Origin of the sequence: Moorena sp. SIO4A1, from assembly GCF_010672065.1 — a bacterium.
In the GTDB taxonomy this organism is placed as follows: domain Bacteria; phylum Cyanobacteriota; class Cyanobacteriia; order Cyanobacteriales; family Coleofasciculaceae; genus Moorena.
On record NZ_JAAHHX010000010.1, the window covers coordinates 45,426 to 56,874 of the forward strand.

Genomic DNA, 11,449 nt, shown 5'->3' on the forward strand with positions numbered 1-11,449 from the left:
TTAGGGAATTAAGCTATGTCCAAAACTATGGACAAAAAAGTTATCGGTATGATAAGTAGCTATAAGGCACTGAAACCCAGTCCTGTTGATTGGCTATGGAAGCAAACCCCTCGTCCTTTGGGGGTTTGGAAAAATATTCAAATGATAGCTACTGCACCTCAACCGGATTTTTTACTGCTATACAACTTTAACGAATTTTATGACATCAAACCAGTTAAACCCAAATTTGGCAATTTTTTTGGGCTAGCTCACAAGCCCCCTGAGCCTAAGGTCGCAGATCTCAAGACTCTCTGGCGGGGAGTGCCGAAAGAACGGATTATTTCTTTGGTGCGGGAACCTCCCTTCCCAGAACGGGAAGAGATCCGAATTAATGAATATAAGCAAGCTCAGGAATACTGTGGCTATGTATGTGGTCCTGATGATTTTGCGCCAATTCCTGACTATATGCCTGCTATTTCATACCACAACAATTCGTTTCGTGAATTGCATGAAATGGGACCACCTGAAAAAGCTCGTTCCTGTTGTTGGATTACTTCCGGTATTGCTCGCACGGCTAATCATCGTCAGCGTTTGGCGTTTTTGAGGCTGTTGAAGGACAGTAATCTAGAATTTGACGTGTATGGACGGGATTTGCCAGACTGGGTAAACGGATATGGAAAAGTAGGGAATAAGTGGAATGCGATGGCTCCTTATTACTACAACCTGGCGATTGAAAACTATGCTGGTAATGATTGGTATGTGAGTGAAAAGTTGTGGGATGCTTTATTAGCCTGGTGCTTACCCATCTACTATGGTGGTTCTGCTGCTGATAAATTATTGCCTCCAGGAAGCTTCTTGAGACTGCCAAGTGAGGATGAAAAGGGCTTAGCTTACATTCAGGAGGTGACGGCTACACCGGATGCGTGGCATGAGGCTCTAGATGCGATCGCAGAAGCACGTCAAATTATTTTACATGAGTTGAATTTACTCAACTTCTTGTCTAAGGTAGTGGAAAAACTGGGGTAAGTCTAGATGAGCACAGGAATTTATACATTGGCTAATGATGTGGTTTACAACCAACTGGTAGCACTGCTCAATAGCATAGAGGTTAATGCTGGGAAAGAGACTCCAGTTTGTGTAATTGCCTACAATGATCAGTTAGACAAGGTCCGTCAAGAAATTGCCACCCGAGATAATGTAACGTTGCTGGATAATCCAGAACTATTTGCCCGTTGGGAAGAGTTTTCCTACCATGTCTGGAAAACTCACCCTGATGCCTTGCAAGAATGGCAGGAAAAAGGCATTAAGACGAAATTCTATCGGGTTGGTGAAAATCATCGTTACTGTGCCTTTGATCCAGAGAGTCCATTTGAAAAATTTATCTATCTCGATGCTGACACTCTGGTGATGGATTCCTTATATTTCGTCTTTAAGCAGTTAGATGAGAGTGATTTTGTGGTTTATGACTTTCAGTATAAAGACCCAGCACATATTTTTAACGTAGCCTCACCGAAGTTACTGGAAGTATTCGATGAATCCCAGATTAATTCAGAAATTTTCTGTTCTGGATTTTATGGGGCTAAGCGGGGATTATTTCCTGAAGAGCAGCGAGAATGGTTAGTTTCTCAGTTAGCTAATGGGGAAGCAGAAGTTCTGTATAAGCGAGCGCCTAACCAATCTGTACTCAACTACATGAGGATGAGGTCTGGGTTATCGATCCATAATTTGGCTCTGAGTTTGCCTAAAGATCAAAGAACAGGCAATTCCGTAACATCTCCTCACTTTGAAGTTCTGGATAATCTACTTTATGATCATGGGAATAGGCTGACTTATCTTCATTACATTGGAATCAAGTCAAAAGTTTTCAATAAACTGTGTGCTGGGGAGAATATCGACTTTCCATACCGGGATATTTTCTTACATTATCGATATTATCATCAACCAGAGAAACGTCCTCGGTTTACTACTAAAGCTAAACCTTACAACCAGCCTCCTAGTTTAACCACTAAAGTATTCAAGAAGTTAGGATTCAGTCGTTGAGGCAAATTTTATGAATCGTGGAATTTACATCACTGCTAATGACCGGGTGATTGAGCAGTCTATTGCGTTACTAAATAGTATCCGCTGCTACGATACCGATACCCCAATTGTTTTGATTCCCTATGATGACAATTATCAAAACGTCGCCCAAATTCTTCAAGAGTCTTATGGGGTAGAGATTTATCCAGATTTGGCGTTTATCGAACGCCTGTCTACTAAGCTACACGAAATTTTCGGGGAGGGATTTTTTGCTAGACCGAATCAGTTCCGGAAACAGGCTTGCTGGTTTGGAACCTTTGATGAATTTATTTATATCGATACCGATATCGTTGTTTTTGAGAAGATAGCGGATACTCTTGACTACCTGGCTGACTATGATTTTATTTGCTGTGATTACCAGCATGTCGGGGGAATTGCCAATGTTTTCACCCCCAAAGTTATTGAAGATAAGATTTTTAGTGAAGCGGAACTGAAGGATATCTTTAATGGGGGGTTTTGGGGAGCCAAGAAAAATAAGATTAGTGAAGAAACTTTATATGAAACCTTTGCTGAGTGTGCGGCTAATCCCGAGTACTTTGACTTTTCCCAGAAAACCTCCGATCAGCCGATTATCAACTATATGATATTGAAGCAGATGCACCACCGATTTAATATTGTGCGTAGACCAGGGGGAGCTCCAGGAAATTGGGCAGGTAGTAAACAATTTCAAACCCAAGGAGTACGACTTATTGATCCAAATTTGAATCAACCCCTACAATATCTACACTGGGCTGGTATTCGTATTCAGCCTGGTTGTCCTTACTGGGATATCTGGAAACATTACCGCTATTTGAATGAACCTATGCCAGAGGATGAGTCTTTGCAGACTAAAACTCAGAAGAGCTTATGGGAACAAATTACCAACAAATTACACAAATCACTGAAAAAATAAAGCGGATTTAGTCCTAAAAAGGTGACAAAAAGGGTTAAGGGAATAGTGTTAGATGTCAGTTTGATTTTAATTGACTCACAACTTCCTCTGTAAAGTCCGATGCTGGAGAAGCAGAAGATGTTGAGTCGGTGCTGATTAAACCGAAATCTGACGATAAATAAAGTACTAAGGTGAAGGTTATAGCTAAGATAAGTTTTTCGAACATTTTACACTCCTCTAGTCGCAACGTCATCTAGTAGTAACGTTATTAAGTAGTTACCCCTATCTTCAGTATCCTGATTTTTTTTGGGATCGTAGGTGATCCTGTGGTAATAGGGGTTGTGACAATTGTCATAACCTTAGGTGACGTAAATCATCGACAAAAAGTTTCTTTTGTGCGAATAAAAATAGCTAGGGCATGTCGTCAGTTAGAGAATTGACAACCAGTCAGTGCAGCTATAGAACTGAGGGGAGTCAGGAAAACTCAACTAAGGAGGAAGTAATGCGTCGGTATGCCTTGCGTCTTCGATCAGTGGGAGCGAATTAAGGATATGCTACCTGGCCAGGAGGGCGCTTGTTGGTGGAAATGCCAAAGATAACCGCCTATTTGTTGAAGCCGTACTGTACCGATACCGTGCAGGTATTCCGGGTTGTGATTTGCCGGAGAGGTTTGGCGATTTTCGGTCTGTGCACAAGCGTCATAGCCTAGGGTCTGAAAGTGGTGTGATAGAACGTGTATTCAAGACACTCTCATTAGATGCAGACAACGAGTACGCTGCGCTCGACTCAACAATTGTACGCGCTCATCAACGAGGGTGCTGGTGCAAAAAAAAACACCAGACGATAAACCTGAAACACAAGCAATTGGACGCAGTAAGGGTGGTTTATCTACCAAAATTCATGCCACCTGTGATGCACGCTGGTAATCCCACAGGGTTTCATCTGACCCCCGGTCAAGCACATGATTTGCAGGGAGCTGATGCGTTACGCGGGTGGTATACATGAGATTGGTGCACTGCTTGCAGACAAGGCTTACGATGCGTCAGAGCGGGTGCTCAAACGATTAAAAGAAGCTGACTGCCAAGCTGTCATTCCTCCTAAAGTCAATCGTACTCAACTTTGAACATATGACTTGCACATGTATAAGTGGCGTCATCTGATCGAAAACTTTTTTCAGAAACTTAAGCAATACAGGGCAATAGCAACTCGCGCTTGATAAAACTGCTCGTAATTTTTTGGGAGCCATTCATCTCGCCGCTTCTGTCATCTGGCTTAACTGACGACATGCCCTAGAGAGTGGGTTGACTCAGAGATGGGGTGATGGGGTGATCAGGTGATGGGGTGATGGGGTGACGTTAATTGAACAGATTTTGTGACGCATTCCCCCACCTGGCCTACGGCCACGCTGCGCGAACGTTCAGGTCCGGGTCAAGGAACGACAAATTGTGTTATAATTAATTTAGCTTGAGCGGTACGGCAAAGGACAGAACAAGATTCTGAGCAACCTAGAGGCACGACCTCTCAACGCCAGGGAAAACAAACCTATAAATCCTGTGTAGTCGGTTTATATACGTCAGACTCTAGGTAAAAGTTCCTAATACAAGCCCCATAGCGGAAACGACTTGGGGGAGCACTCCAGCAAAAGTCCTGGGTGTTCGGCGGGAATGCCGCCTGTCGCGAGGGATAAACCCTTGTAATCAAGACGGACACCCCCACCACGAGAACGCAGGTGGGGGAAGCATTCATGTTAATTCAAGTACGGCGAAGGATTTGGGAGATCAAGGATTTTGATCTCGGTATAGTTGTGTCGAAATACTTTGTCCTAGTCATGGTTTCTCAAGTTTGTGAGCAATCTCAGGATTACTAGTACAGTGCGGCGGAAATGACGCACCCATTAAACAGCTAAGACCTTGCCTTTATAAGTCCACTTGAATGGCTTCGCCATAGTACGATTAAAGTAGTCAATAAAATCTAAAATTTGGGTTTTCAGGTCAAAAGTACTAATAAAATTGCCCCGTTTTAGTAGTTTACGTACAAGAATGCTGAACCATATTTCAATTTGATTTAACCAAGACGAATGTAATGGGGTGTAATGAAAAACAATTCTATGTGTTGAGTCACTTAGAAATGCCGCTCGTGTTTTCATCGATTTAAGTATTCCAGATTTACCTTTAATACCCAAATCAATATCTAAACCTTCTTTTTCGGCAACAAGACGGACTAAAGTTTCGGATTGATGGGTATTAAGGCAATCCATTATCAAATTCCACTTCTTGGCATCGGGGTCACTTTCAATAAGTTTACGAATGTTTTGGGCAAAGTCTTGCTCGTTTCTGGTTTCCCCACAAGTTGCTTCGTCTACTTGACCTGTGACAACGTCAAAATTAGCAATTAACGCTTGTGTTCCATGACGGATATATTCAAACTCTCGTCGTCTCACCTTTCCTGGTCGCAATGGCAGGTCTTTCTCAAAACGCTCTATTGCTTGAATTCCAGTCATTTCATCAATACATACTGTTCTTTCCCCTAAAACAGCACGCTCAAACGCACTTATGTATAAATTACTTATATTTTGGACTTTAGTATCAAATTGTTCATCAAGAGGGGGGGGTTAACCAGTAACGGCTCTGGTGTGGTTTGATTTGAGCTTCTTCTAATAATCTTCCCACATGACGCGGCGATATATCTTCGACGATAGCTTGTTTTTTCATTTCTTCAGCTAATTCTCTTGCTGTCCAATTATTTATAGGTCGTCCATAATCTTCTGGTTCCGAACAAGCAAGTGCAAATAATTCTACTACTTGCTCCATCTTAAACTTTGCCGGGGTGCCACTGCGTTCACTATCTTTCAATCTTTCCATTACTGGCACTGAACGTTCACTCAACTCTAACCATCGATTCCGCCATCTACGAGCCATATATCTACTGATATTAAGTTCCCGTCCGATTTCACGATTATTACTACCTTTATCTGCCAGTAAGATTATTTTGGCTCGTAGAGCTACTTGTTGTGATGTGTTATGTCGGTTGACTAATTTTTCCAGTTCTTGGCGATCGCCAAGAGTCAAACTTAATGATTTTGGAGCTAACCGTGCCATGTTCGTGTTACACTCATTCGCCCTGACTACTATTTTCTTAGTATCTCATGGAATGGGTGCGCTATTTCCGCCGCACTGTACTAGTTAAGTTTTTGAGCCTCTAGCGGCAGCACTGACCCAATCGACTAAAAAGGTCAAAATGACGAAACAAAAGAGACTACTACACTGCTATAGTCAAAGCTGCTCAATTGTTCGGTCAGCAACAGACCTAAGCCTCCAGCTACGACTTACCAACCATGACAGTCTCCCGGATGCAGACTTCCCAGCGATAGAGGATATAAGCTAGGAAACGGGGCAAGTTAATCGGGAGTATCCCATAGAGAAATAGCAGCATTCCCGGAGTTCCCTGGGCTTTCAAGGCTTCTAAAGGAGGTTTTTCCAGGTTTTCGTTGGTTTCTGTCATTAATGTGCCTAGAATACCAAGGTTGTTTAATCCGAGTGCGATCGCACTGGGTAAAATTCCAGGAAACAGGACAAACAGGGCTACTATTGCCCAAATCGGTGCGGGAATGGCTCGGCAAAAGAGTAGGACTATCCGAGGCACGCACCAGTATTGTCCAACCTTGTACCGACGCAATAGTTAATGCCTTGGGATTGGGATTGAGCAATCCACCGGGAAGGAGAAAATTATGGGCTGCTGGAAAAGACAGCACCATGCCAGCAATACCAGCACCAGCAATCGCTAGTATCGACATGGCAAGGGTTTGGATGGAGAGAGTAAATAACTGTGGGAATTGCACTCCATTAATTTGTTGTGGAAATGACCCTGTAGAATGCCATCATGTCTTTTGGGTGACTCAAGCTTCGGCTCCGAGTTGGATTAAAGCCTCAGGATTAACCACAGATGAGCAGGGATTTATTCTAGTTACTGATACCTTTGGTCTATCCTGCAACGGTCTAGTTCATCCTGAACAACTGCTGCGCAAAAGCGGGATGAAACCTGGTCAAGTGCTGATTCTGACTAAAGCCATTGGGACGGGAACTCTCTTTGCTGCTAATATGCGCTACCAAGCCAAAGGTCGCTGGATTGAACAGGCAGTGGAATCGATGTTACTATCCAATCAAACCGCCGCCCAAGTCTTTCGTGAATGTGGCGCAACAGCTTGTACTAATATTACTGGATTTGGAGTGTTAGGGCATCTCCGGTAAATGGTTAAAGCCTCAAACGTAGGCGTGGAATTAGAGTTAGCAGCAATTCCGATTTTACCAGGAGCAATAGAAACTGTAGAAGCAGGAATAACTAGTTCTATTCACCCTAAAAATTTACAATTATCTATCTACATCAAGAATAGATTAGACGTTAGTCATTTACCTAACTACCCGTTGTTATTTGACCCTCAAACCTCTGGTGGAATTCTAGCAGCTATTCCAGCCGAAAAAGCTGATGAATGTATTAATAAATTGAAAGCTTGCGGTCATCAACAAAGCAGCTTAATTGGTCGGGTAATCCCAGCTCCACAAGCTATCTCGAGACCTATTACTATTATATAGCAGTTCTCAATTGGGTGAGGTACTTTCGTTCTGGGTTAATGGCAGTAGGGAGTAGGGGGTAGGGAGTAGGGCTGCATCGCTTTTTCCGATCAAGAGCATAATGAGTTGAAACAGGCCAGCCTTATGGAAAACAGAGCTATCAATTATAAGGTACGCCCACGCCATTAGGGATTATTGATCTAAATTTAAAAGAGAAAAACTCAAATAAGTGCCCCTATCCATCCCTACCGTAAGACGAGTGGGGAATTCCGCTAACAGCGCGTTAATTCAACTTATTAATGAAACTCCCCAGGCAAGATTCGAACTTGCGACCAATCGGTTAACAGCCGACCGCTCTACCGCTGAGCTACTGAGGATTGCCAAACAATTGCTCATCACATCTACTTATTATAATCATAAAGTACAAAGTCTGGCAAGTACTTTCGCAAATTTTTTTTAAATCACTGTTGTGTCGGGAGTTTTGAGTACTTTTTCAGTTAACGATTATTAGTTAACAGTAAACAGTCAGCTAACTATGAGCCAGTCAGTAGTCAAAATTCATTAGTCAACAGTCAGTAGTCAACAATAATATCCTAATGGTTGACTTCTTGCCACTGTAACCCATGCTTGAGTGGGGAACGGCTTGATTCAACGTTGACGTTGAGCAACGGTTTTTGGTTAACCCCTGATTGCCTTTGTTTTTCTAACACTGCTCTGGCTAAAGCAGCTTGTCGTTCCACTTCTTCCTTTAAATGCTGCTTACGGGAATACTCAGCTATCTTGATTCTCGCTTTCTGGTAGGTGGGGGTTTCTTTAGGGATTTGAGACAAATACACTAGCGCTTTAATAAAGTTCCCCTGTCCTCCTTGTTCATAGGCTTCTTGTAACAAGTACTCTGCTCGAATCTGTTGCTTTTGCTGATATTCCTTCAGCTTTGCTTGGACTTTAGCACCGGTGCGGGTTTCTGGATGGATTTGTTCGAGTAGTGCGATCGCATTGCTAAAGTCTTGGGCTAATGCTTGTTTGTAGGCTTGCTTTAATAACCCTTGGGCTTCTGCTTCAAGGCGAGGTTTTGCCTTGTTGACTAATGGCTCCATCTTCTTTTGCCAATAGCCAATTGAGGGCATTTTATGGTATCCCTCAAGCACATCTGACCATCGTTCTTGATAAAAGGCTTGCTCTGTAGCCTTAAACAGAGCTTCAGCACTTTGCCATTGTTGCTGCCACTGTTGAACCGTATTTAGGGATTGTTCATAGATCAGGCTATCGCTAGGAATCGATTCTGCTAGTGCGATCGCTTCCTCCAAATCACCGGCTTGATAGTGTTTGATTGCCTTTTGTAGAATATCAAATTCAGAACGAGACGCAGAAGCATTCAGTAAAGCATAAAGTCCGATTAAAATGGCTATAGCATTGGAGCTTGCTGCTCCCACTCCGATTCCTTTCAGTAAAGGTGGCAATTTTGGCCAGCTATACAGGGCGAATTCACGGACATACACTTTCCAATCTAATGGCGGCTCATCAGTAATAATTACTGAGTCTTTATTACTAATTTTTGAGTTTTTATTGCTAATTTCTGAGTTTTTATTGCTAAGTTCTGATTCTTTATTACTAAGTTCTGATTCTTTATTACTAAGTTCTGATTCTTTATTACTAAGTTCTGATTCTTTATTACTAAGTTCTGACTCTTTATTCCTGAGTGTTTCCTGCTCAGTTTTGAGTCCTGAGTCAGATTTAGGCGTTGCCTGTTTTAATTGTTGTGAGCTAGACTCCCTAGTCAGTGCTGAGTGTTCAATGGTAACCCTTGAGTCAGACTGAGTATCTAGCACGTTTAATTCAAAAGCGTCATTGTCACTAAACTTGATACTGAGTGGTGAGTGCTCCGTTATCAGTTCTGAGTCAGACTGAGTATCCAGCACGTTTAATTCAAGAGTATTATTGTCACTAAACTTGATACTGAGTGGTGAGTGCTCCGTTATCAGTTCTGAGTCAGACTTAGCAATAGATACTTTTAACTGAGGACTTTGATTACACATCAGTGTCTTAAGTACGATTAAGGCATCAGTTGCTGACTGATAGCGGTCTTGGCTGTGGTAAGACACCATATGGTTGAGTACAAACGCCATTTGATCGCTAACCGATACATGTTTTCGCCAATCAATCTCACCAGTCTCAGGGTCAGCCAATTGCATTGGGGTCATCCCTGTGAGGGCGTGAATCGCAATCATTCCTAGGGAATAAATGTCACTGTTAGGAAGGGATTGACCAGCAAGTTGCTCTGGGGGTATGTAGGCGAAGGGGCGAATTGTCTTGGATCGATCAGAGGATGGGATCTCGGTCAGATGGGGTTCGATTGGCTTTGAATTAATCAGCTCAGCAGCACCAAAGTCAATCAAAACTAGCCTACGGTCTGACCCTCGTCTGATTAGGTTATTGGGTTTGAGGTCTCTATGAATTATCCCTTGACGGTGAATAAATTCTAGGATGCCTAAAACATCTTGTAATAGTTCAATGCACTGGTTTTCGCTAAAGCGTTTATTACTGTTTTGGCTGATCGGCAGTTCAGTACTAAGAGTTTCTCCGATAATTAACTTTTGAACTAAGTAAAATCCGTGGTGATCTTCAAAATAATCAAGTAGACGAGGAATTTGGTTATGGCTACCCAGTTTGATCAAGGTTTGAGCTTCATTGAGCCAGAGACGCTTAAGAAATTGCCATTTTTGAGGATCATCGCTTTTGGGCTGAAGATACTTAATCACATAGCGGGGATGGCCCTGTTGTCGGGTATCCTCTGCGATATAGGTTTTGCCAAATGCCCCAGCACTTAGAGATTCAATGATTTGATAACGTCCGTTCAGGAGCTTTCCCCATAGGTCATGATTTGGATTAATTTTCAAAGAATTTTTTCCTACCAGAATCACTTCTATTTAGTTTTTTTCAAGAAACCAACAGTGTTTCCGGAATTAGTGGTTTACAGAAGTAATTGGATTTGCTGTAGCATCACCCGGTAGGAAATGGGATGTAAGCAATCAGCTATATTAAATCAGCTATATTAAATCAGCTATATTAAATCAGCTATAGCAGTCGCCAGGGCAGGCGCGGACATGACAAAAGTCTCAAACCTAAGTAAGCGCAAGAGTTTGACTTCTGACTTCTGACTTCTGACTTCTGACTTCTGACTTCTGACTTCTGACTTCTGACTTCTGACTTCTGACTTCTGACTTCTGACTTCTGACTTCTGACTTCTGACTTCTGACTTCTGACTTCTAAAAACCTTCTATCCACTGGCAAGGCATTTCAAGGGAAGTCTGATCTGCTAACTATCTAGACCTTGAATAACTTCCAGGCCATCAGGAGCTGTTATGTATAAAATTTAAACTCCCCAGGCAAGATTCGAACTTGCGACCAATCGGTTAACAGCCGACCGCTCTACCGCTGAGCTACTGAGGATTGCCAAACAATTGCTCTTCACATCTACTTATTATAATCATACAGTACAAAGTCTGGCAAGTACTTTCGCAAATTTTTTTGAAATCACTGTGGTGTCGGGAGTTTTGAGTACAAGGAAAAGTCAACAATAAATAGTTAACACTAAGCAGTAAAGTAAATATAAGCCAGTCAGTAGTCATCAGTCAGTAGTCACCAGTCAGTAGTCAACAATACTATCCTAATCGTTGACTTCTTGCCACTGTAGCCCATGCTTGAGTGGGGAACGGCTTGATTCAACGTTGACGTTGAGCAACGGTTTTTGGTTAACCCCTGATTGCCTTTGTTTTTCTAACACTGCTCTAGCTAATGCCGCTTGTCGTTCCACTTCTTCCTTTAAATGCTGCTTACGGGAATACTCAGCTATCTTGATTCTCGCTTTCTGGTAGGTGGGGGTTTCTTTAGGGATTTGAGACAAATAAACTAGCGCTTGAATAAAGTTACCCTGTCCTCCTTGTTCATAGGC

General features: G+C 42.5%; 12 protein-coding genes, 2 tRNA genes and 1 pseudogene. 7 read left to right on the forward strand and 8 right to left on the reverse strand.

The window, feature by feature from the left end; all coding sequences use genetic code 11:
• Nucleotides 1-27 precede the first annotated feature (27 nt).
• The 5 genes and pseudogenes from F6K53_RS10805 (at nucleotide 28) to F6K53_RS10825 (ending at nucleotide 4,796) form a co-directional block, all read left to right on the forward strand.
• Nucleotides 28-1,005, forward strand: coding sequence for a glycosyltransferase family 10 (locus F6K53_RS10805; protein ID WP_293045967.1), 978 nt, complete (start codon nucleotides 28-30; stop codon nucleotides 1,003-1,005).
• Between the two features lie 6 nt (nucleotides 1,006-1,011).
• Complete coding sequence (locus tag F6K53_RS10810) at nucleotides 1,012-2,019, forward strand: Npun_R2821/Npun_R2822 family protein (protein WP_293045953.1); 1,008 nt, start codon at nucleotides 1,012-1,014, stop codon at nucleotides 2,017-2,019.
• A gap of 10 nt (nucleotides 2,020-2,029) precedes the next feature.
• Entirely contained in the window at nucleotides 2,030-2,950 is a 921-nt protein-coding gene (locus F6K53_RS10815) for an Npun_R2821/Npun_R2822 family protein (protein ID WP_293080708.1), read from the forward strand.
• 481 nt (nucleotides 2,951-3,431) lie between these two features.
• Nucleotides 3,432-4,209 (forward strand): annotated as a pseudogene (locus tag F6K53_RS10820) (IS5 family transposase).
• Nucleotides 4,210-4,673: 464 nt separating this feature from the next.
• A complete protein-coding gene (locus F6K53_RS10825; protein ID WP_293080711.1) occupies nucleotides 4,674-4,796 on the forward strand; it encodes a hypothetical protein in 123 nt (40 codons plus the stop codon).
• 27 nt (nucleotides 4,797-4,823) lie between these two features.
• Here the strand turns inward: F6K53_RS10825 and F6K53_RS10830 are convergent, their stop codons facing one another.
• From F6K53_RS10830 to F6K53_RS10840, 3 genes are all read right to left on the reverse strand, one after another.
• Entirely contained in the window at nucleotides 4,824-5,498 is a 675-nt protein-coding gene (locus F6K53_RS10830; protein ID WP_366511345.1) for a transposase, read from the reverse strand.
• A 28-nt stretch (nucleotides 5,499-5,526) separates the two neighbouring features.
• Entirely contained in the window at nucleotides 5,527-6,027 is a 501-nt protein-coding gene (locus F6K53_RS10835; RefSeq protein ID WP_293080714.1) for a helix-turn-helix domain-containing protein, read from the reverse strand.
• Nucleotides 6,028-6,247: 220 nt separating this feature from the next.
• Nucleotides 6,248-6,430, reverse strand: a complete 183-nt coding sequence (locus F6K53_RS10840; protein WP_293080717.1) for a hypothetical protein — start codon at nucleotides 6,428-6,430, stop codon at nucleotides 6,248-6,250.
• A gap of 2 nt (nucleotides 6,431-6,432) precedes the next feature.
• On the opposite strand from F6K53_RS10840, the gene F6K53_RS45805 reads away from it, so the two are divergent.
• Together F6K53_RS45805 and F6K53_RS45810 are read left to right on the forward strand one after the other, a co-directional pair.
• Complete coding sequence (locus F6K53_RS45805) at nucleotides 6,433-7,176, forward strand: hypothetical protein (RefSeq protein ID WP_366511344.1); 744 nt, start codon at nucleotides 6,433-6,435, stop codon at nucleotides 7,174-7,176.
• Nucleotides 7,177-7,518 carry an AIR synthase-related protein gene (locus F6K53_RS45810; RefSeq protein WP_364302074.1) on the forward strand — a complete coding sequence of 114 codons (342 nt, stop codon included), beginning with the start codon at nucleotides 7,177-7,179 and terminating at the stop codon, nucleotides 7,516-7,518.
• Nucleotides 7,519-7,802: 284 nt separating this feature from the next.
• On the opposite strand, the gene F6K53_RS10850 is transcribed toward F6K53_RS45810, so the two are convergent.
• The 5 genes from F6K53_RS10850 to F6K53_RS10870 form a co-directional block, all read right to left on the reverse strand.
• Nucleotides 7,803-7,874: transfer RNA gene (locus F6K53_RS10850), tRNA-Asn, on the reverse strand.
• A gap of 216 nt (nucleotides 7,875-8,090) precedes the next feature.
• On the reverse strand, nucleotides 8,091-10,394 hold the full coding sequence (locus tag F6K53_RS10855; protein WP_293080720.1) for a protein kinase: 2,304 nt from the start codon (nucleotides 10,392-10,394) through the stop codon (nucleotides 8,091-8,093).
• Between the two features lie 178 nt (nucleotides 10,395-10,572).
• Entirely contained in the window at nucleotides 10,573-10,788 is a 216-nt protein-coding gene (locus F6K53_RS10860) for a hypothetical protein (protein WP_293080723.1), read from the reverse strand.
• A gap of 87 nt (nucleotides 10,789-10,875) precedes the next feature.
• Nucleotides 10,876-10,947, reverse strand: a tRNA-Asn gene (locus F6K53_RS10865).
• Between the two features lie 217 nt (nucleotides 10,948-11,164).
• Nucleotides 11,165-11,449, reverse strand: a 285-nt coding sequence (locus tag F6K53_RS10870; protein ID WP_293080725.1) for a hypothetical protein, incomplete at its 5' end; no start/stop codon positions are given.

Coding starts and splice junctions, on each gene's coding strand:
- F6K53_RS10840 (WP_293080717.1), bottom strand. CDS start 6,430: ATGACAGAAACCAACGAAAACCTGGAAAAACCTCCTTTAGAAGCCTTG.
- F6K53_RS10825 (WP_293080711.1), top strand. CDS start 4,674: ATGTTAATTCAAGTACGGCGAAGGATTTGGGAGATCAAGGATTTTGAT.
- F6K53_RS10810 (WP_293045953.1), top strand. CDS start 1,012: ATGAGCACAGGAATTTATACATTGGCTAATGATGTGGTTTACAACCAA.
- F6K53_RS10805 (WP_293045967.1), top strand. CDS start 28: ATGGACAAAAAAGTTATCGGTATGATAAGTAGCTATAAGGCACTGAAA.
- F6K53_RS45810 (WP_364302074.1), top strand. CDS start 7,177: ATGGTTAAAGCCTCAAACGTAGGCGTGGAATTAGAGTTAGCAGCAATT.
- F6K53_RS10815 (WP_293080708.1), top strand. CDS start 2,030: ATGAATCGTGGAATTTACATCACTGCTAATGACCGGGTGATTGAGCAG.
- F6K53_RS45805 (WP_366511344.1), top strand. CDS start 6,433: ATGTGCCTAGAATACCAAGGTTGTTTAATCCGAGTGCGATCGCACTGG.
- F6K53_RS10835 (WP_293080714.1), bottom strand. CDS start 6,027: ATGGCACGGTTAGCTCCAAAATCATTAAGTTTGACTCTTGGCGATCGC.